The following is a 21,660-nucleotide window of genomic DNA, read 5'->3' as shown; positions in this document are numbered from 1 at the left end:
TGCCCCGCGATACGATGGTGCGGCCAGCACCGTCATCGCGCCTACAAAAAAGCCCCGGCAAATGCCGGGGCTTTTTCATTTCAGCTCGGACTCAGGACGGCATCACCGCGGCCTGCCCGCTCATGGCCAGATCCACCAGTTCGCGGTTGGCAACCGCATACATGGCGTAATCGGTACCGGTCGCCGCCCGCAGATCATCGAGCATTGCGCGCCAGCGCTCGACCATCACGCGGTGTTGCTCCAGCCACAAGGCCACCCGTGCGTCCATGTCTTCAGGGGCATCGACCATCTGCAGGACCGAGATGGTAATCGCCCGCTGCTGCAGGTCGATGTCATCGCGAAAGGCCTCGCGGGCCAGGGCTTGCCAGTTGTTTTCAACCGACAGGTTGCTGATTTCCTGCAAGTACCAGGTCAGGTCCAGGGCACTGCCGACCGCGAAGAACGCCTTGGCCACTTCGGCCGGGTCCTGGCCGGTGACATCGGACGCCTCGATGATCGGCAACAAGGTGTACAGGTGGGTGGTACCGGCGACCATGCGCGCCAGCAATTCCGGCACACCGGCCTCGACGAAGCCCTGGTAGCGGGTCATCCAGCGCTGGCGGGTCGGCCCCTCCAGCAATTCGTCGAGCTTGAGGCCCAGTTGCGCGATCTTCGGCCCGAAGTGAGCGACGTCCCGACCGGCATCCTGCTCGTTGCGTCGGCTGCGCAGGAACCAACGGGTGGCCCGACGGCCCAGGCGCATCAGCTCGTCCATCAGCGTGAGCTGGATTTCAGCCGGCACCTGGTAGTCCAGCGCCTCGATCTGGCGGAACCAGTGTGGCAGGTGGAAGATGTCCCGCACGATCACATAGGCACCAGCGACGTTCGCCGGGCTCATGCCAGTGGACTCTTTCAGGCGCTGGACGAAGGTGATACCCATGTTGTTGACCAGGTCGTTGGCGATCTGGGTACTGACGATTTCGCGCTTGAGGCGGTGGCGACGCATGGCCTCGGCGAACTTGTTGACCAGCGACGGCGGGAAGGCAGTTTCCATGTCGCGGGTCAGGTAGTCGTCATCGGGTACCAACGACTTGAGCAGCGCTTCCTTGAGGTCGATCTTGCTGTAGGAGATCAGCACCGACAATTCGGCCCGGGTCAAGCCCTGGTTGGCAGCGATGCGCTCGGCCAGTTGTTCTTCGGTCGGCAGGAACTCGATGGCACGGTCCAGCTTGCCACGGTTTTCCAGGTCTGCCATCAGCCGCTTGTACTCGGCGATGCGCTCCCGGGCCCGACGAGCAGCCAGCGACAGCGCCTGGGTCTGCTTGTAGTTGTTACCCAGCACCAGGCCGGCCACTTCGTCGGTCATGCTGCCCAGCAGCTGGTTGCGCTGCTTCTCGGTCATGTCACCGGCCTGCACCACCTCGTTGAGCAGGATCTTGATATTGACCTCGTGGTCGGAACAGTCCACACCACCGGCGTTGTCGATGAAGTCGGTGTTGGTGGCGCCGCCATTGAGGCCGAACTCGACCCGGCCCAGTTGGGTCATGCCCAGGTTGCCGCCCTCGCCCACGACCTTGCAGCGCAATTCGTCGCCATCCACGCGCAGGGCGTCATTGGCCTTGTCACCCACATCGGCGTGGCTTTCTTCACTGGACTTGACGTACGTGCCGATACCACCATTCCAGAGCAGGTCCACCGGCGCCTTGAGCAATGCATTGAGCAGCTCGGTGGGGGTCAACTTGTCGGCCTCGATGGCGAAGCGCTCTTTCATCTGCGGGGTGATCGCGATGCTTTTCGCGCTGCGCGGGAAGATCCCGCCGCCCTCGGACATGATGCTGGTGTCGTAGTCGCTCCAGGCCGAACGCGGCAGATCGAACAGGCGTTTGCGCTCGGCAAAGCTGCTGGCCGGCTCCGGGTTCGGATCGATGAAGATGTGCAGGTGGTTGAACGCGGCCACCAGTTGCAGCTTGTCGGACATCAACAAGCCGTTGCCGAACACGTCACCGGCCATGTCGCCCACACCCACCACGGTGATCGGGTCTTCCTGGACGTTGATGCCGCGCTCACGGAAGTGACGCTGTACACCCACCCAGGCACCACGGGCGGTGATGCCCATTTTCTTGTGGTCATAACCGGCCGAGCCACCGGAGGCGAACGCATCGCCGAGCCAGAAGCCGTAGTCGATGGCGATGCCGTTGGCGATATCGGAGAAGGTCGCGGTGCCCTTGTCGGCTGCCACCACCAGGTACGGGTCGTCATCATCGTGCCGGACGACGTTGGCCGGCGGCACCAGGGCGCCGTCCTTGAGGTTGTCGGTGATATCCAGCAGGCCGGAAATGAAGATCCGGTAGCAGGCGATGCCTTCGGCCTGGATCTCGTCGCGACTCCCGCCCAGTGGCAGGCGGCGCGGCAGGAAGCCACCCTTGGCCCCGACCGGGACAATGACCGAGTTCTTCACTTGCTGGGCCTTTACCAGGCCCAGAACTTCGGTCCGGAAGTCCTCCTCGCGGTCCGACCAGCGCAGGCCGCCACGGGCCACGTTGCCAAAGCGCAGGTGCACGCCTTCGACACGCGGGGAGTAGACGAAAATCTCGAACTTGGGCACAGGCTTGGGCAGTTCGGGAATCAGCTTGGGGTTGAACTTGAAGCTGAAGTACGACTTGGCCTGGCCCTGGGCGTCGGTCTGGTAGAAGTTGGTGCGCAGGGTGGCCTTGATCAGGTCCAGGTAGCGACGCAGGATGCGGTCTTCGTTGAGCACCTGGACGTCATCCAGTGCCGTGAGGATCGCTTGTTCCAGGCGCTGCTGCTTGTCGTCCAGGTCTTCGCCGGTGAGCTTGCGCGCGAGGTAGAAGCGGGTCTTGAACAACCGGGTCAGCTCGCGAGCGATGTCGGTGTGGTTGTTCAAGGTGCTGGCAATATAGCCCAGGTCGAAGCCCAGGCGGATCTGCTTGAGGTAGCGGGCATAGGCGCGCAACAGCGCCACGTCGCGCCACGGCAGGCCGGCAGTCAGTACCAGGCGGTTGAAGGCGTCGTTTTCCGCATCGCCATTGACGATGTGGACAAACGCATCCTGCAGGGTGTCGTTGAGCTGCTGGATATCCAGGTTCAGGCCTTCGCTGTAGGTGAAGGCAAAATCATGAATCCAGAACTCGCGGCCATTGGCATGGCGCAGGCGGTACGGGAACTCGCCCAGCACACGCAGGCCGAGGTTTTCAAGGATTGGCAGCACGTCCGAGAGCGCCAGCGGGGTGTCCGCGTGGTACAGCTTGCAGTGCAGCTGCTGTTTGCCGGCCTGGGTCAGCGGCTGGTAGAAGCTCATCACCAGCGGCTTGCGCTCGGACAGGGTCAGCAGGTGCTGCATGTCGACCACCGCCGAGTGGGCGGCGAAGCGCTCGCGGTAGCCGGCCGGGAAGCCTTTCGGGAAGTCGGCCAGGATATTGGTGCCCTGGGCTTCACCGAAGCTTTCGACGGTCAGCGTGGCATAGTCGTCCTGCCACGAACGGCAGGCCTGGATCACTTCGTTTTCCAGCTGCTGCGGGTCGATGTCGATACGGTTTTTCGGGTCGACGCGCAAGATCAGTTGCACGCGAGCCAGCACCGACTCGGAGAAGAAGGTCCAGAACTCGCAGTCGGTGGCCTTGAGGCGCTCCATCAGCACCTGCTGGATCTTCTGGCGCACTTCGGTGGAGTAGATGTCGCGCGGCACGTAGGCCAGGCAGTAGCAGAAGCGGCCGTACGGATCCTTGCGCAGGAACACGCGGATCTTGTTGCGCTCCTGGATCTGCACGATCGACATCACGGTGGTGAACAGCTCATCGATCGGGGTCTGGAACAGGTCGTCGCGCGGCAGTACTTCCAGTACCTGCGCCAGCTCCTTGCCCAGGTGGGCCTTGGGGTCGAAATGCGAGCGACGCTCGACTTCGGCTACCTTGCCGCGGATGTAGGGGATGTTGCGCACGCTCTCGCCGTACACCGAAGAGGTGTACAGGCCCATGAAGCGGCATTCCTTGATGACCTTGCCGTCGGCATCCAACTGGCGGATCGACACATAGTCGGGGTAGGCCGGACGGTGGACGCGGCTTGGGTAAGCCGCCTTGGCGAACGACAGCAGCAGCGGCTCGTTGAGGTAGTTGACCGCGTAGTCTTCGATACGCAGGTCTTCGGCGGTCAGGCCGGCGCGCAGCAGGCGGGTCAGGCCGAGGAAGGAGCTATCGTCATACACCAGCTGGCCGCCCTGGGCATCGCCGTGGACAACGAACTCTTCGTAACCGAGGAAGGTGAAATGGTTGCCCAGCAGCCACTCGAGGAAGGCGCTGACCTCGGCCTTCTCGCCCTGGGCCGGGGCGTATGGGGTCTGCTCGACCAGCGCGGCGATTTCACGCAGTTTGGTCTTCATCGGCTCGAAATCGGCAACGGCGACGCGCACTTCGGCCAGCACCTGCTCCAACTCGCGGGTCAGCACGTTGAGCTCGGCGTTGTTGGCGCAGCGGTCGATCTCCAGGTACATCAGCGACTCTTGCAGCACGCCCTCGCCCTGGGTGCCCTTGGGCAGGATTTCCAGCAGTTCGCCCTTGGCCCCACGACGCACGCTCAAGACGGTGGTCTGCAGGGTATGGATGCTGTAGCCGCGGCGGTTCAGCTCGGTGCGGACCGAGTCGACCAGAAATGGCAGGTCATGGTGCAGGACTTCGACCGCAGTATGGGTCGACTGCCAGCCGTGGCGCTCGTAATCGGGGTTGTAGACACGAACCTCGGGCTTGGTGTGGTCGAAACGCTCGATGATGCGCCAGGCAGAGAGGGTGCAACCGGCCAGGTCCGACAGGCGGCGCTGGGTGAGTTCGTCAAGAGAGATGATGCCGAAGAACTGTTCGGCGAACAGCGCCACTTGTGGCAGTGCCTGTTCGCTGATGTGCTGCGCCAGCGCCGCTTGCAGTTGATGCTGGAAGTCGGCCTTGCTGGCTGCGGTGAAAAACGCCATCTGTGGTACTCCGCTTGGGCTTTGTTATGGAGTGAAGCGTCGTGCGCGTCCGCCGTATACGGATCAACGATAGCCAACCCGTAGCCGAAGGACGGTAAAACCGGAAGAACAGGTGTAAAACGCGACTCACTGGTCAGCTTTCCCCCTTCCACGGATGGGCATCTGCAAAGACGACTGCACCAGGCGGGCTGTGTCTTTACGGGTGTCCATCGACAGCGCAGCTTAACGAGTGCCCGCCCGCCCCTGCTTGCGGTGCTGCGACATATTCGGACATTGAGGTGCAACACCACGTTTATCCGGGGACCGAAGACTGGCAGAATCGTGTTTCAACTTATTTATCGAGCTGCCCATGCAACTGACCACCGCCCTGCTCTTCGCCACCCCTTGCGATGATGAAGAAGACAACATGGCCACCCTGTGCTGCCACAGCGACAAGGGCCAGATGTTCCTCATGACCCGCTACCCGGACGAAGACACGGTGGACATCACCCTGGACGACGAGCCCTGCACCATCGATGGCCTCAAGGTCACCCTGAGCGCCAAGCGCCTGCTGGTCGAAGTGGCACCGGGAGATGCCGATGTGTTCAACGGCGACGATCACCTTGAAATCATCCTGAGCAGCGACGGCACCGACCTGGCCGAGGTCGAGGAAACCCTGCAGAACATCCTCCAGGGCACTGGCACTTACGTCAGCGAGCTGTAATCGGCGCTGCGGTTTCTTGACAAGAAACCGCGCCAGAGGCATTGTCTGACAACCTGATTAATGAGCAATACCCCCATGCTTGAGCTTCAGCGCCCCGATACGCTGGTCGAACGCGTCGTCGGTGCCATCCGTGCAGAGATCGATTCCGGGCGCCTGGCGGCCGAATCGCGCCTGCCCACCGAACAGCAACTGGCCGAACAGCTGAATGTCAGCCGCTCGGTAGTGCGCGAGGCGGTGGCCCAGCTCAAGGCCGACGGTGTATTGATCGCTCGGCGGGGCCTGGGGTCGTACATTTCGCAAACCCCGACCGGCACCGTCTTCCGCTTCCCCGCAGCCCAGGGCCGCAGCCCGGACCTGGTGCAGATGTTTGAAGTGCGCCTGTGGATCGAAACCCAGGCCGCCTCCGTTGCCGCCCAACGCCGCGACGCGACGGACCTGGCACGCATGAACAAAGCCCTGCAGGAGATGCTCGACAAGCGCAGCGACTTTGCCGCTGCCGCCGCCGCCGATGTCGCCTTCCACCGCGCCATCGCCGAAGCGAGCAAGAACGACTATTTCATCGCCTTCCACGACTTTCTTCGTGGCCAGCTGGCCGCCGCCCGCAGGACTGCCTGGGAAAACTCCGCCGCCCACTCGGTGGGTGGCTCGGCGGACGCCAACCGTGAACACCAGGCGCTATACCAGGCGATCGCCGACGGCGACCGCCAGGCTGCCGCCGCCTGCGCCGAAGCGCACTTGCGCGCCTCGGCCAAGCGCCTGAAGCTGGATCTGCCAACTATCGATTGACCCTTTGATTTGCCGTATAGAGCGGGCGCTGCTGCACAGCGCCCTTTTGTTTGACCTACTTAGTCTGACAACCTGATAAGCAGACTCTCTGATAAGAACAAGCCAAGGTGACACCTGCATGATCTACGACTACTGCATCATCGGCGGCGGCATCGTCGGCCTCGCCACCGCCATGGCGCTGCTCGAACGCCAGCCTGGCGCCTCGCTGGTGATCCTGGAGAAGGAAAACTCCCTTGCCCGGCACCAGACCGGCCACAACAGCGGCGTGATCCACGCGGGCATCTACTATGCCCCGGGCAGCCTAAAGGCCGACCTGTGCAAGCGCGGCGCCCAGGCCACCAAGGACTTCTGCTCGGAACACCAGATCAAGTTCGACGTCTGCGGCAAATTGCTGGTGGCCTCCACGCCCCTGGAAGTGCAGCGCATGCACGCCCTGTACGAGCGCTCGCAGCAGAACGGCCTCAAGGTCGAGCGCCTGGACGCCAGCGAACTGCAGCGCCGCGAACCGAACATCGTCGGCCTGGGCGGGCTGTTCCTCGATGCCACCGGCATCGTTGACTACAAGCAGGTCTGCCAGGCCATGGCCAAGGTGATCCAGGCCGCAGGTGGCGAAGTGCACCTGTCGACCACGGTGCACGCCATTGTCGAGAACGGCGACAACGTCACCGTCAGCAGCGACGACAAGGTCTGGCGTGCGCGCCAGCTGGTGGCCTGCGCCGGCCTGCAGTCGGATCGCCTGGCGGCCTTGGCCGGGGTGAAGATCGACCACCAGATCATTCCGTTTCGTGGCGAGTACTTCCGTCTCCCGGCGAGCAAGAACGACATCGTCAACCACCTGATCTACCCGATCCCCGATCCGGAGCTGCCGTTCCTGGGCGTGCACCTCACGCGAATGATCGACGGTAGCGTCACCGTGGGTCCGAACGCCGTGCTGGGCCTGGGCCGGGAAAACTACAAGAAGTTCTCGGTGAACTGGCGCGATGTCGCCGACTACGCACGTTTCCCCGGCTTCTGGAAAACCATCTGGAACAACCTGGGCTCCGGCACCACCGAAATGAAGAACTCGCTGTTCAAGGGCGGTTACCTGGAGCAGTGCCGCAAGTACTGCCCGTCGCTCGATATCGAAGACCTGCTGCCCTACGAAGCCGGCATCCGCGCCCAGGCGGTGATGCGCAACGGCACCCTGGTGCACGACTTCCTGTTCGCCGAGACGCCACGCATGGTGCATGTCTGCAACGCACCGTCACCGGCCGCCACCTCTGCCATCCCGATCGGCCAGATGATCGCCGACAGGATTTTCAAGACCCGCTGAACCCCAGCTGCACACATAACTACAAAGACAAAAAGGAAACCTCCCATGTCGGTACATGAGGCGGCTGCGGCCGCGACAGAAACCCCGGAACAGAAAAAGAAGCGCCTGCGCAAAGTCGCGGCGGCGACGATCTTCGGCTCGATGCTGGAGTGGTATGACTTCTACCTCTACGCCACCATGGCGGCGATTGTGTTCTCGAAGATTTTCTTCGACGCCAGCAACCCGGCCGTGGCCTCGCTGCTGGCCTTTTCCACCTTCGCCATCGGCTTTATCGCCCGGCCTTTCGGTGGCGTGCTGTTCGGCTATTTGGGCGACCGCTTCGGCCGCAAACAGGTGCTGGTGCTCACCTTCTGCCTGATGGGCGTGTGCACCACGCTGATCGGCCTGATCCCCAGCTATGCCACGATCGGCATCTGGGCGCCGATCATCCTGGTCTTCGTGCGCATCATCCAGGGCCTGGGTGCCGGTGCAGAGCTTGCAGGCGCGGCGGTCACCTCCTACGAGCACGCCAGCGAAGGCAAACGCGGCAGCCAGGGCGCCTGGCCGGCACTGGGCCTGAACCTGGGCCTGCTGCTGTCGTCGCTGACCGTCTACCTGCTGACCATGAACGGCAACGACTTCCTGCTGGCCGGCGGCTGGCGCATCCCGTTCATCTGCAGCATCGTGCTGGTCGGTGTCGGCCTGTGGGTGCGCAGGAGCATCCCCGAGACCCCGGACTTCAAGGAGCTCGACAAGACCCCGAAAAAGGACCAGGTCTCGCCGCTCAAACTGCTGTTCAAGAATGACCTCAAGGGCCTGGCCGTGGTGTTCTTCGTGGCCATCGGCTACAACGCCCTGAGCTACATCTTCAAGACCTTCTCCCTGGCCTACCTGACCCAGTTCAAGGGCGTCGAAGCCCATGTCACCTCGCTGTCGGTGACCATTGCCAGCCTGGTGGCGATCTTTGCCGTGCCGTTCTTCGGCTGGCTCTGCGACCGCTGGAGCAGCAAGACCGTGCTGATCCTCGGTGGTGTGTTCTCGGTGCTGTTCGCCTACCCGTTCCTGGCACTGCTCAATACTGGCGAGCCGATGAAGATCTACCTCGCCATCGCCATCGGTACCGGCCTGTTGGCGCCGATGATGTTCGCACCACAGGGCTCGTTCCTCAGCCGCCAGTTCCCGACCCAGACCCGCTCCTCGGGCTTCGGTACTGGTCGTGAGATCGGCACTGCCGTGGCCGGTGGCCTGGCACCCCTGGGTGGCCTGGCCCTGGTGGCCAGCTCTGCGACCCATTCCACCGACGGCGTTGCGGTGATCCTGGCGGTCGCCGCGGTGCTAGTGGTGGTGTTTGCCCTGTGCGACCAGGGCTACAAGCACTCCAAGTTCAAGAACTGAGGCGTGTGATCGCGGGGCCAGCCCGCTCCTGCACGTACCTGCAGGAGCGCGCTGGCCCCGCGACGCCTTTGCACCTGCACAAATTTACGCGACGCCATTAGTCCCCAGCCCCCCGGATGCATTAAAGTAACAGCCCCCGCCCGGGCGCTTTCACGCGGTACGCCCTGGCATTTTTCCAGGAATCGTCAACGATGGAACACCGTGAGGCGCTGATCGCGCTGCGCACCTTTCTTTCAACCCAGATTCTGGGCCAGGAAAAACTCGTCGAGCGCTTGCTCATTGTGCTCCTGGCCGACGGCCATATGTTGGTCGAAGGTGCCCCTGGCCTGGCCAAGACCAAGGCCATCAAGGAATTGGCAGAAGGCGTCGAAGCCGAGTTCCATCGTATCCAGTTCACCCCCGACCTGCTCCCGGCCGACATCACCGGTACCGAGATCTATCGCCCGGAAACCGGCAGCTTTGTCTTCCAGCAAGGGCCGATCTTCCACAATCTGGTGCTGGCCGACGAAATCAACCGTGCTCCGGCCAAGGTCCAGTCCGCCCTGCTCGAAGCCATGGCCGAACGCCAGGTCAGCGTCGGGCGCAGCACTTATGAGCTGTCGCCGCTGTTCCTGGTCATGGCCACCCAGAACCCGATCGAGCAGGAAGGCACCTACCCGCTGCCCGAGGCCCAGCTCGACCGCTTCCTCATGCACGTGAAGATCGGCTTCCCGGATGCCTCCGTTGAGCGCCGCATTCTCCAGCAGGCCCGGGGCGAGGCGCTCAATGGCGAGGCCAAGCCCGAGCGGCGGGTCAGCCAGCAGGCCATCTTCGCCGCACGCAAGGAAATCCTCGGCCTGTACATGGCCGATGCGGTAGAGGAATACCTGGTGCAGCTGGTCATGGCCACCCGCACCCCGGCCAAGTTCGACCTGGAGCTGGCCGACTGGATCGCCTACGGCGCCAGTCCGCGGGGCTCCATTGCCCTGGATCGCTGCGCACGGGCGCACGCCTGGCTGGCCGGACGCGACTTCGTCAGCCCCGAGGACATCCAGGCGGTGCTCTTCGACGTGCTGCGCCACCGCATCATTCTTTCCTTCGAGGCCGAGGCCGCCGGGATCGATCAGGACCGGGTGATCCAGCGCATCCTCGACGTCGTCGCCGTCGCCTGACGCCATGCCCGAACGCCTGCTGGCCGCGCCCGGAATCCGTATCAGCCTCGCCGAGCTGATCGAGATGCGTCATCGCGTGCGTGAAGTGCAGCTGTTCTCCCGGCCCGGCCAGCGCAGCCCGCTGGTGGGCCTGCACCACTCCAAACTGCGCGGGCGCGGGGTCGATTTCGACCAGGTGCGGGTCTACCAGGCCGGCGACGATGTGCGCAACATCGACTGGCGGGTGACGGCGCGTACCCAGGAGCCCCACACCAAGCTGTTTCATGAAGAGCGCGAACGCCCTATTTTCATCCTGGTCGAGCAGAGCCAGCGCCTGTTCTTCGGCTCGGGACTGATGTTCAAGTCGGTGCTCGCCGCGCAAGCCGCTGCCCTGATCGGCTGGGCCGCCCTGGGTCACAACGACCGCATCGGCGGCCTGGTGTTCGGCGACAACGAGCACTACGAAATCAGACCCCGGCGCAGCAAGCAGAGCCTGCTGCAGTTGCTCAACCGCCTGGCACGGGTGAACCAGTCACTGCACACCGAGGCCCAACCCCAGGCAGACAGCCTCGGCCTGGCCCTGCGCCGCGCCCGTGAGGTGCTGCGTCCGGGCAGCCTTGCCATTATCATCTGCGACGAGCGCGCCCTGAGCCCGACCGTAGAGCAACAGCTGAGCCTGCTGTCGCGCCACTGCGACCTGCTCCTGCTGCCGCTGTCCGACCCCCTCGACCACGCCCTGCCCGCCGCCGGCCTGCTGCGCTTTGCCCAGCACGGTGCGCAGCTCGAGCTCGACACCCTCGACCCGACCTTGCGCCAGAGCTACCGTCAACAAAGCGATGCGCGCATCGAGCGCTGGGAACTGCTGGCGCAAAAGCTGCGCGTGGTACTGATGCCCTTGAGCACCCAAAGCGAAATGATCGAGCAACTGCGCGAGTACCTCAACGCGCAACGACCGGGGAAAGGCCAGTGAACCCGCTGGAGCAACTGCAGCCATTGATTGCCCCGCCGCCGATTGGCTGGTGGCCGCTGGCGCCTGGCTGGTGGGTGTTGCTGGCCCTGCTGCCGGTACTGGGTTGGGGCCTGTGGCGCCTGCGTCACTGGCGCCCGGGCAATAAGCCCATCGTGCGCGCCGAACTGCCCCTGGATCCGATCCGTGTCGAAGCCCTGGCGGAGCTAGCCCTCCTACCCAAGCCCTACGATGGCGAGCCGGCCGGTGCCTGGCTGCAGCAGATCAATGCCCTGCTCAAGCGCCTGTGCCGTAACCATTACCCCGGCAGCCACAGCCATACCCTCAACGGTCGCCAATGGCTGGCCTTCCTCGACAACCGCTGCCCGGCCGCCGGCCTGACCCGCTGGATGGTGCTGGTCGAAGGCGCCTACAAGCCCGAGTGCAAGCTCGACGACAAGGCCATTGCCGGGCTCAACCAGGCGGTCGAAACCTGGATCCGCAAACATGTTTGAGTTGGCCTGGCCGTGGATTTTCGTGCTGTTGCCATTGCCTTGGCTGGCGCGCCTGCTGCTGCCTGCCGCCGACAGCGGCGAGCCGGTGCTCAAGGTCAGCTTTCTGGATGAACTCGAAGGCCTTGCCGGCCGCCGCGCGCGTCTGAACCTGCCGACCTGGCGGCAACAGGCACCCTTCGTGCTGGTCTGGCTGTTGCTGCTGTTCGCCGCCGCCCGCCCGCAATGGCTGGGTGAGCCATTGCCGGTAGCCGCCAGTGGCCGCGACCTGCTAGTGGCGGTGGACGTGTCCGGCTCCATGGACTTCCCCGACATGCACTGGCAGGGCGAAGAAGTCAGCCGCCTGAGCCTGGTCAAGTCACTGCTCGGCGACTTTCTCGAGCAGCGCCAGGGTGATCGCGTCGGCCTGATCCTGTTCGGCAGCCAGGCCTACCTGCAGGCGCCCCTGACCTTCGACCGCCACACCGTGCGCACCTTCCTCGACGAGGCGCAGATCGGCATCGCCGGTAAGAACACCGCCATCGGCGACGCCATTGGCCTGGCGCTCAAGCGCCTGCGCCAGCGTCCGGCGCAGAGCCGGGTGTTGGTACTGGTGACCGACGGCGCCAACAACGGCGGTCAGATCCATCCGCTGACCGCCGCACGCCTGGCTGCCCAGGAAAACGTGCGCATCTACACCATCGGCATCGGAGCCGACCCCGAGGCGTCCGGCACCGCAGGCCTGCTCGGCATCAACCCGAGCCTGGACCTGGACGAAGCCTCGCTCAGGGAAATCGCCGAACAAACCGGCGGCACCTACTTCAGGGCCCGTGACGGTGAAGAACTCCAAGCCATCGACAACGCCCTCGATCGCCTGGAGCCGGTGGCCCAGCAGCCGACCCAGGCGCGTACCGCCCAGGCGCTCTACAGCTGGCCGCTGGCCCTGGCCTTGTTGCTCAGCCTGGTGCTGGTGGTTCGCGAACAATGGCCAGACAACCTGCTGCAACGCCTGCTGCGCCGGCCCAGCTTCCTCGCCCCGCACCCGCAATGGCGCGAGCGGCTCAAACGCCTGCGCCTGAGGAGACGCCGATGATTGACCTGTGGCCGCAATGGTTGCGCCCGGCCTGGCTGATCGTGGTGCCGCTGCTTGCCTGGTTGCTGTGGAAACTCTGGCACCGGCAAAAACGCGCCGGCCGCTGGCAGATGATCCTGCCGCCCAGTTTCCATGCCGTGCTGCTCGGCGGTGGCAATGGACGCACCAGCAAGCTGCCATGGATTGCCCTGGGCCTGGCCTGGCTGCTCACCGTACTGGCGCTGTTGGGGCCCAGTTGGCAGCGCCTGGAAGAAACCCGGCAGCGCCCGGCCGATCCCCTGGTGATCCTGCTCGAACTGACCCCGCAAATGCTCGCCGAGGATGCCCAGCCCACGCGCCTCGAACAGGCCCGACGCAAGATCCTCGATGTCCTCGAGCATCGGCGCGACAGCCAGACGGCGATCATTGTCTATGCCGGCAGTGCGCATGTCCTGGTGCCGTTGTCGGACGACCTGGCCACCAGCCGCAACCTGCTCGAGGCCCTTACCCCGTCGATCATGCCCCAGGCCGGCCAGCGCGCCGACCTGGCCGTACGCAAGGGCCTGGCCCTGTTGGCCCAGGCAGGCCTTGGCCAGGGTCGCCTGTTGCTGGTGGGGTCGTCATTGAGCCCTCAGGAGCGAGAAGGCATCAGCCAGGCCCTCGGTCGCCAGGGCCCCAGCCTGCTGATGTTGGGGATCGGCACTGCCGAGGGCGCGCCGGTCAAGCAAGCCAACGGTGAATTCCTCAAGGATGACCAGGGCGGCATTCTCATGCCCCGCCTGGACAGCGCCAGCTTGCGGTCATTCATCACCAGCACCGGTGGACGCTACCGTACCGCCCGTATCGACGACCTCGACCTGCGCGGCCTGCGCCTGTTCGACACACCAAAACGGCTGCGAGGCGATGGCCAGACCCTGCAACTGGACAGTTGGGCCGACCAGGGCTATTGGCTGCTGTTGCCACTACTGCTGCTGGCCGCCTGCGCCGGGCGGCGCGGCTGGCTGTTCTGCCTGCCGCTGCTGCTGGTGCTGCCGCAGCCAAGCCATGCCTTCGAGCTCGATGACCTGTGGCTGCGGCCCGACCAGCAAGGCCAGCGATTGCTCGAGCAACAGCGCCCGGCCGAGGCCGCCCAGCGTTTCGAGGACCGCCAGTGGAAAGGCCTGGCCCTGTACGAGGCAGGCGACTTCAACGGTGCCGCCCGCCTGTTCGCCCAAGGCAACAGCGCCGCCGACCATTACAATCGCGGCAACGCCCTGGCCCGCAGCGGTGAACTGGAAGCAGCCGTGGATGCCTATGAACAGGCGCTGGAGCGCCAACCGGAACTACAGGCCGCGCTGAGCAACAAAGCCCTGGTCGAACGGATACTCAAGGAACAGCAGACGAAAAAGCCCGAGCAGCCGCCCCAGGACATGGACCAGGACACACCCGAGACGCAGGCCGACAACGCCAGCACCGCGCAAAACAACCAGGCCCCGGCCAGCGAGAAGCCTGCGCAGCAGCCCAGCGACAACAACGAGGACGCCGACAACGCCAGTGAACAGGCGCAGCACCCGGCCACCGGCGATGATGAACAGACCACCCAGCCGCCGAAGCGCCCGCAGGACAGCACCCTGGATGCCGAGCAGCGCCAGGCCCTGGAGCAATGGCTGCGGCAGATCCCGGACAACCCGTCCGAACTGCTGCGACGAAAATTCTGGTACGAACAGCAACAACATCAGGAACCCCATCGATGAGTCGCGTCTGCGTCGTTGTACTCGGCCTCTTTCTCAGCCTGCAGGTGCAGGCCGCGGCGCTGCTTGCCAGTGTTGACCGCACGCGCCTGAACGCCGGCGAAACCCTGGAGCTGACCTTGCAGACCCAGGACGTGACCCAGTTCGGCAAACCGGACCTGACCCCACTGGACGCCAATTTCGAAGTGCGCGGCACCCGCCAGGTCAACAGCCTGAACAGCCTCGACGAGCAGACGTCGGCCGGCACTCGCTGGATCATCACCTTGCTGCCGCGCCAGAGCGGCAGCGTGCAAATCCCGGCGCTGCAAATGGGTGAGCTGCGCAGCGAGCCGATCAGCCTGCAGGTGCTGGTGGAGGCCGCCAGCGATGAAGACCACGGCCCGGTATTCATCGACGCCAGTCTCGACCAGCCTGAAGTCTATGTGCAGGCCCAGGCCGTATTGACCTTGAGCATCTATCACTCGGTGCCCCTGTACGATGACAGCAGCTTGAGCCCCTTGCAGTTGGCCGACGCCAAGGTCGAACCGCTGGGCGAATCGCGCACCTTCGAGAAAGACATCGACGGGGTCCGCCACGGCGTGATTGAAATGCGCTACGCGATCTACCCACAACACAGCGGCGACCTGAAGATACCTGCCCTGACCTTCAGCGCCACCGCCGCCCAGACCGATGCCGAGCAAGCACTCAACACCCCCAGGGCCGGCAAACAGGTGCATGTCAGCTCCACGGCACTGGTACTGACGGTCAACCCGATACCCGCCGACTACCCCGCCAACGCCCCGTGGCTGCCGACCAGCAACCTGAGCCTGGAAGAACACTGGAGCCCCGATCCGGCCCAGCAACAGACGCAGATCGGCGACTCGCTGACGCGTACCGTGATTGTCCAGGCCGAGGGTTTGTCCAGCGCCCAGCTGCCCCCGCTGCCGGCCACCGAGGTGGTCGGCCTGCGTCGCTACCCGGACCAGCCGCAACTGCGCAACCAGGTCAACGACCGTGGCTTGCTCGGTATTCGCGAAGAGCGCGAAGCCCTGGTCCCGACCCACAGCGGCACGCTCGACCTGCCGGCGCAGGAAGTGTTCTGGTGGAACACTCGTGAAGACCACCTGGAGCACAGCAGCCTGCCGGCGCGCAGCCTGCAGATCCAGGACAACCCGGCCCTGAGCGCCGACAAGCCTGCCAGCGTCGACCCGCTCAGTACCGCTGCTCGCCCCGTGTGGCCGTGGCAACTGAGTACCCTGGTACTGGCCTTGACCACCCTGCTGGGCTTTGCCCTCTGGTGGCGAGCGCGTTCGCAACCGGCCGTGTTGCGGGCAGCGCAGGCCGGACCGAGCCCACGCACCCTGCTGGACGACCTCAAGCGTGCCTGCCAGGCCAACGATCCCCAGGCAACCCGCCAGGCCCTGGATGCCTGGGCACGCCAGCAACCGGAAACCCTGGCTGAAATGGCCGCTCGCTTCGTGCCACTGTCCGATGCACTGGACGGCCTCAACGGTGCCCTCTACAGCGAAACCGGGCAGTATTGGCAGGGTGAAGAACTCTGGCGTGCCATTGGCACCATACCGGCGGCCGAACAGATCCAGCCGGCCGCGAGCGAGAACGGCAGCCTGCCACCGCTCTACCCCAAATAACCTCCAGGTGCAGCGCCCCGGCGCTGCACCGGCAATCTGCGGAACCCCTCATGCGTCTGTTTCACACCTCCGACTGGCACCTGGGTCAAACCCTGCATGGCCAGGAACGCGATTTCGAACACGCCTGCTTTCTCGATTGGCTGCTCGGCCAGCTCAAGCTGCGCCAACCCGATGCGCTGTTGATCGCCGGCGATATCTTCGACACGGTCAACCCGCCGGTCAAAGCCCAGGAACGCCTCTACGACTTCATCGTCCAGGCCCACGAACAGCAGCCCAAGCTGAACATCGTGATGATTGCCGGCAACCATGACTCGGGCTCGCGTATCGAGCTGCCGGCACCGCTGATGCGGCGCCTGCGCACCCACGCCCTGGGCCGGGTGCAGTGGCTCGATGAAGGCGTACTGGACAGCGACCGGCTGTTGATCCCGCTGACCAACGCCCGCGGCAAGGTCGCGGCCTGGTGCCTGGCCCTGCCCTTCCTGCGCCCTGCCGAAGTGACCGGCGCCCACCTGGGCGACGATTACCTGCGCGGTATCCGCCAGGTACACGAACGCCTGATCGACGCCGCGCTGGAACGACGCAAGCCCGGCCAGGCCCTGATCGCCGTCAGCCACGCGCACATGGCCGGGGGCTCGATTTCGGAGGACTCCGAACGCAGCCTGATCATCGGCAACGCCGAGGCCCTGCCTGCCAGCCTGTTCAGCAAGGACATCAGCTACGTGGCCCTGGGACATCTGCACAAACCGCAGCGGGTCAACCGCGAAGAGCGCATCCGCTACAGCGGCTCGCCGATCCCGCTGTCGTTCTCCGAAATCGGTTATCAGCACCAGATCCTCGAGATCGAACTGGACGGCGCCACGCTGGTCAGCGTCGAGTCGCGCCTGGTGCCGCGGGCGGTGCACTTGCAGCGCCTGGGCCCGGCACCTCTGGCCGAAATTCTCGGGCAACTGGCCGACCTGCCGGTGGTCGACCTGCTTGACGACCCGCAACGCCAGCCCTGGCTGGAGATCCGGGTGCAGCTGGATGAACCGCAGCCCGACCTGCGCCAGCAACTGGAAGCCGCCCTGCAGGGCAAGGCCGTGCGCCTGGTACGCATCGGCGCCGAATACGCCGGCAACCGCGCAGGCGATGAGCTGGATGAGGCCGCCCTGGTGGATCTGGGCCAACTGACCCCGCACGAGCTGTTCAGCCGTGCCTGGGCCCAGGCCTACGGCAGTGCCGTGGACGAACAGACCCTGGCCGACTTTGCCCTGTTGCTGCAGGACGTCCAGCACGAGGAGGAGCAGCCATGAAGATTCTTGCCATCCGCCTGAAGAACCTGGCCTCCCTGGCCGGCCCCTTCGAAATCGACTTTACCGCCGAGCCCCTGGCCAGCGCCGGCCTGTTCGCCATCACCGGCCCCACCGGCGCCGGCAAGAGCACCTTGCTCGATGCCCTGTGCCTGGCGCTTTTCGGTGCGGTACCGCGGCTAAGCAACATCGGCCGCGAAACCAAGCTGCCGGAAGTCGACAGCGACATCCTCACCAGCGACCCGCGCACCCTGTTGCGCCGCGGTACCGGCAGCGGCTTTGCCGAGGTCGACTTCGTCGGTATCGACGGACGCCACTACCGTGCCCGCTGGGAAGCCAACCGCGCCCGCGACAAGCCCAATGGCAAACTGCAGGGCAGCCGCCAGAGCCTGCATGACCTCGACAGCGACCAACTGCTGAGCAACCAGAGCAAAGGTGAGTACAAGCAACTGATCGAATTGCGCCTGGGCTTGAACTTCGAGCAGTTCACCCGCGCCGTGATGCTGGCCCAGAGCGAGTTCAGCGCCTTCCTCAAGGCCGACGACAAAGACCGCAGCGAACTGCTGGAAAAACTCACCAACACGGCGATCTACAGCCAGCTGGGGCGCCGCGCCTACAGCAAGAACAAGGAAGCCGAGGAAGCCCACAAGGCCCTGCAGGACCAGGCCGCCGGGGTCATGCCCCTGGCGCCACAAGCCCGTGCCGAACTCGACCAGCGTTATAACCTGGCCGTCGAGCAGCTCAAGGGCGAGCAGGCCCGACTGCGCCAGCTTGAATTGCAACGGGCCTGGATGACCGAACTGCTGCAACTGCAAGTCCAAGTGCAGAGCAGCACCGAACAATTGCTCAGTGCCCAGCAGCACAGTGACAGCCTGCAAGTCGAGCGCCTGAGCCTGAAACGCCTGGAGCACCTGGCACCGCAGCGCCATCAGTTTGCCCGCCAGCAGGCGCTCGACAGCCAGCTGGCGCCCCTGGCCGCCAGCATCAGTGCCCAGCGCCAACAGCACTGCGATCTGCAAGCACGCCAGCAGCACCTGCAGGCGCAGCAACTCGACGCCCAGCAGGCACTGGCGCAAGCCCAGGCACGACACAGCGAAAGTGCCCCCTTGTTGCGCCAGGCTTTTGCCGAGCAGAACACCCTGGCGCGCCTGTCCCAGGAGTTGGCCAGTTGTGACACCCTCAAGCAGCAGGCAGAACTGGCCAGCAGCGAAGGCCAGCAACAGCTGGACAGCCTGGTCGAACAGCAGCGCTTGAGCGAACAACGCCTCGGCCAGATCAGCGAACAACTGGCCCAAAGCGCTTCCCTCGCCGGCCTCGGCGAGGCGTGGAATGCCTACCGCGATCGCCTGCAACAGCTGATGCAACTGGGTAATCGGCTGAACCAGGGCCGCGCGGAGCTACCCGGCCTGCAAGACCGGGTCACACAGGCCAGCGCCGCGCTGGAGCAACAGCGCGCCGCCATCGCCCTGCTCTACCACGAAGCCCAGGCCGAGCCCGACGCCTTGGCCGAACAGGTCGGCCTGCTGAGTGAGCTGTTGCAGAAAAACCGCCAGCAGCAACGTCAGGTAGAAACACTCGGCCGCCTCTGGAGCCAGCAGCAGGATCTCGATCAACGCCTCGCTGCCCTTCGCGAGCGCCAGCAGAGCGCCCTCAAGCAACGCGAGCAGTTGATCGGCGAGGGCCTCAACTGCAAGACCCAGCTGAACGCCGCCGAACAGGCACTGAACGTCACCCGGCAACTGCTCGAGCGTCAGCGCCTGGCGCGTAGCCAGAGCGTCGAAGAGCTGCGCGCGCAGCTGCAGGATGACCAGCCCTGCCCGGTGTGCGGCAGCCAGGAGCACCCTTACCACCAGCCTGAAGCCCTGCTGCAGAGCCTGGGCCGCCATGACCAGGACGAAGAGCGCAACGCCCAGCAACAGGTCGATGCGCTGAAGCAACAACTCGACGAATTGCGTACGCAACTGGGCGGCGTCAACGGCCAGATCAAGGAGTACCTGCACCAGCAGGAACAACTGGCCGAGCAGCAACAGGCCCTGGCCCCCTCCCTTCAGGCCCATGAACTGTTCCCCGTACTGTGCGAGCAGGACATCAGCCAGCGTACCGCCTGGCTGGAGCTGCAGGCGCGGCGCCTGAACGACGATATCAACCGCGACGAACAACGCCAGAACACCCTGCTGACCTTGCAGAAGGACGCCGCCCGCCTGCAGCAACAACTGCAGGCCGCAACCGAAGCCAGCCAGCAGGCCATTCAGCAACTGAGCCATCAGCAGCAGGCACTGGCTGCCGATCAGGAGCGCCTGGAGCAAGACCTGGCCAGTTTCGCCAGCCTGCTGCCGGCCGACATTCTCGACGACCTGCGCCAGGCGCCAGCGGCGACATTCCTGCGTCTGGACCAGCAACTGGCCTTGCGCCTGGACTTGCTGCAACGGCAAAAGGATGAACAGCAAGAACTCGGCGAGCGCCAGCAGACCCTGGACAAGGCCCAGCTTCAGCAGCAGTCCCGCCTGCAGAAACAACAGGAACTGCAGCAGCAGTACGCCGAACTGCAACACCAGCAACACGCGAGCCAGGCAAGCCTCACCGCCCTGATCGGCGAGCAACCCAGCGCCGAACACTGGCAGCAGCACCTGGAGCAATCCGTGGAGCAGGCGCGCCAGCTCGACGCCCAGGCCGCCCGCCAATTGCAGGACACCCAGACGCAACTGGTCGAACTGGCCGCGCAGATCAAGGCCAGCGAAGAACGCCGGGCCACGCTTGAACAGGAAGGCAGCGAAATCCGCGCACAGATCGAACAGTGGCGCCAGGCTCATCCTGAGCTCGATGACAGTGGTCTTGAGCAACTGCTGGCATTCGACGACAACGCTGTCGCGCAATTGCGCCAGCGCCTGCAAGACAGCGACAAATCCCTGGAGCAAGCGCAGGTTCTGCTCAAGGAGCGCCAGCAGCGCCTGGAGCAACATCAGGCCCTGGCCACGCTCGAACTGCCAGCCGAAGCGCTTGAACAGGCGATCGAAAGCCTGCAAGGCCAGCTTGCGAGCAGCGAACAGGCCTGCGCGGAGCTGCGTGCCGAGCAGGCCGACGACCAGCGCCGCCAACAGGCCAACCAGGCCCTGGCCGAGCAGATCGCCCAGGCGTATGCCCAGTGGCAGCGCTGGGCACGGCTCAATGCACTGATCGGCTCTGCCACCGGCGACACCTTCCGCAAGATCGCCCAGGGCTACAACCTCGACCTGCTGGTGCATCACGCCAACGCCCAATTGCGCCAGCTGGCCCGCCGCTACCGCCTCAAGCGTGGCGGCAGCCTGCTCGGCCTTTTGGTGATGGATACCGAAATGGGCGACGAACTGCGCTCGGTGCACTCGTTGTCGGGTGGCGAGACCTTCCTGGTGTCGCTGGCCTTGGCGCTGGGGCTGGCGTCGATGGCATCAAGTACTCTGCGCATCGAGTCGCTGTTCATCGACGAAGGTTTTGGCAGCCTGGATCCTGAGTCGCTACAACTGGCCATGGATGCCCTGGATGGCTTGCAGGCCCAGGGCCGCAAGGTCGCGGTGATTTCCCACGTGCAGGAAATGCACGAGCGGATTCCGGTGCAGATTCAAGTCAGGCGCCAAGGCAATGGCCTGAGCAGCGTGGAGGTCAGCGGATGATCCTGTACTCCTTCCGTCGCTGCCCCTGGGCCATGCGTGCACGCCTGGCGCTGCGCTATGCCGAGTGCCCGGTCCAGGTGTGCGAGGTGAGCCTGAAAGCCAAGCCCGCCGAACTGCTTGAGCTTTCGCCCAAGGGTACGGTGCCGGTATTGAGTACGGATGAAGGCGTGCTCGATGAGAGCCTGGAGATCATGCGCTGGGCATTGGCCCGGCACGACCCGCAGGACTGGCTGCTGCGTGCGGACCCGGTGGCCGCGCAGGCGGCCGATGCCCTGATCGAGCGCAACGACCGCGATTTCAAGGTTCGGGTCAACCTGTACAAGTACGCCGAGCGCTACCCCGAGCATTCGCGAGAGCACTACCGCCAGCAGGCCGAGGCCTGGCTGGCGGAGCTCGAAGCGCTATTGGCACAGCATGCGTACCTGTTCGCAGATCACCCGAGCCTCGCGGATGCTGCTTTGCTGCCATTGATGCGCCAGTTTGCCGGGGTTGAGCCGCAGTGGTTAGAGCAGGCGCCCTACCCACGCGTACGTGCCTGGTTGCACGGCTGGCTGGAGTCGGCGCTGTTCAAGGCGATCATGGCGAAGTGATTCAC

14 protein-coding genes are annotated in these 21,660 nt (G+C 64.7%); 13 read left to right on the top strand and 1 reads right to left on the bottom strand.

Translation table 11 applies throughout. The features are described from left to right. Positions 1-91: 91 nt before the first annotated feature. Positions 92-4,957, bottom strand: coding sequence for an NAD-glutamate dehydrogenase (locus NPS58_RS01530; protein ID WP_274113000.1), 4,866 nt, complete (start codon positions 4,955-4,957; stop codon positions 92-94). 349 nt (positions 4,958-5,306) lie between these two features. On the opposite strand from NPS58_RS01530, the gene NPS58_RS01525 reads away from it, so the two are divergent. The 13 genes from NPS58_RS01525 to NPS58_RS01465 all read left to right on the top strand — a co-directional run bounded on the left by NPS58_RS01525 (position 5,307) and on the right by NPS58_RS01465 (position 21,655). Further along, the gene (locus tag NPS58_RS01525; protein WP_274112998.1) at positions 5,307-5,660 is read left to right on the top strand and encodes a hypothetical protein; all 354 of its coding nucleotides are present in this window, start codon (positions 5,307-5,309) and stop codon (positions 5,658-5,660) included. A gap of 75 nt (positions 5,661-5,735) precedes the next feature. Beyond that, positions 5,736-6,446, top strand: a complete 711-nt coding sequence (locus NPS58_RS01520) for a FadR/GntR family transcriptional regulator (protein WP_274112996.1) — start codon at positions 5,736-5,738, stop codon at positions 6,444-6,446. A 118-nt stretch (positions 6,447-6,564) separates the two neighbouring features. Further along, positions 6,565-7,758, top strand: a complete 1,194-nt coding sequence (gene lhgO, locus NPS58_RS01515; RefSeq protein WP_274112994.1) for an L-2-hydroxyglutarate oxidase — start codon at positions 6,565-6,567, stop codon at positions 7,756-7,758. A gap of 45 nt (positions 7,759-7,803) precedes the next feature. Next, positions 7,804-9,132: an MFS transporter gene (locus tag NPS58_RS01510; protein ID WP_274112992.1), complete on the top strand. Its 1,329-nt coding sequence runs from the start codon at positions 7,804-7,806 to the stop codon at positions 9,130-9,132. A gap of 191 nt (positions 9,133-9,323) precedes the next feature. Continuing rightward, positions 9,324-10,283 carry an AAA family ATPase gene (locus NPS58_RS01505; RefSeq protein ID WP_045187310.1) on the top strand — a complete coding sequence of 320 codons (960 nt, stop codon included), beginning with the start codon at positions 9,324-9,326 and terminating at the stop codon, positions 10,281-10,283. A gap of 4 nt (positions 10,284-10,287) precedes the next feature. Continuing rightward, a complete protein-coding gene (locus NPS58_RS01500; protein WP_274112990.1) occupies positions 10,288-11,232 on the top strand; it encodes a DUF58 domain-containing protein in 945 nt (314 codons plus the stop codon). Then, positions 11,229-11,723, top strand: a complete 495-nt coding sequence (locus tag NPS58_RS01495; RefSeq protein WP_274112988.1) for a DUF4381 domain-containing protein — start codon at positions 11,229-11,231, stop codon at positions 11,721-11,723. The genes NPS58_RS01500 and NPS58_RS01495 overlap by 4 nt, the downstream gene beginning before the upstream one ends. After that, positions 11,716-12,792, top strand: a complete 1,077-nt coding sequence (locus NPS58_RS01490) for a vWA domain-containing protein (protein WP_274112986.1) — start codon at positions 11,716-11,718, stop codon at positions 12,790-12,792. The genes NPS58_RS01495 and NPS58_RS01490 overlap by 8 nt, the downstream gene beginning before the upstream one ends. After that, entirely contained in the window at positions 12,789-14,504 is a 1,716-nt protein-coding gene (locus tag NPS58_RS01485) for a VWA domain-containing protein (RefSeq protein ID WP_274112984.1), read from the top strand. Before NPS58_RS01490 ends, NPS58_RS01485 begins: the two co-directional genes overlap by 4 nt. Next, on the top strand, positions 14,501-16,129 hold the full coding sequence (locus NPS58_RS01480; protein WP_274112983.1) for a BatD family protein: 1,629 nt from the start codon (positions 14,501-14,503) through the stop codon (positions 16,127-16,129). Before NPS58_RS01485 ends, NPS58_RS01480 begins: the two co-directional genes overlap by 4 nt. Positions 16,130-16,179: 50 nt before the next feature. After that, positions 16,180-17,421, top strand: a complete 1,242-nt coding sequence (locus NPS58_RS01475; protein ID WP_274112981.1) for an exonuclease SbcCD subunit D C-terminal domain-containing protein — start codon at positions 16,180-16,182, stop codon at positions 17,419-17,421. Beyond that, positions 17,418-21,065, top strand: a complete 3,648-nt coding sequence (locus NPS58_RS01470) for an AAA family ATPase (RefSeq protein ID WP_274112979.1) — start codon at positions 17,418-17,420, stop codon at positions 21,063-21,065. The genes NPS58_RS01475 and NPS58_RS01470 overlap by 4 nt, the downstream gene beginning before the upstream one ends. Beyond that, positions 21,062-21,655: a glutathione S-transferase gene (locus NPS58_RS01465; protein ID WP_274112977.1), complete on the top strand. Its 594-nt coding sequence runs from the start codon at positions 21,062-21,064 to the stop codon at positions 21,653-21,655. Before NPS58_RS01470 ends, NPS58_RS01465 begins: the two co-directional genes overlap by 4 nt. The last annotated feature ends 5 nt before the right edge of the window (positions 21,656-21,660 follow it).

The sequence above is a fragment of the Pseudomonas putida genome (genome assembly GCF_028682455.1).
Lineage (GTDB): Bacteria > Pseudomonadota > Gammaproteobacteria > Pseudomonadales > Pseudomonadaceae > Aquipseudomonas > Aquipseudomonas putida_AA.
The sequence above is the reverse complement of the archived record's forward strand: the minus strand, read 5'-3'. Positions and strand labels throughout refer to the sequence as shown.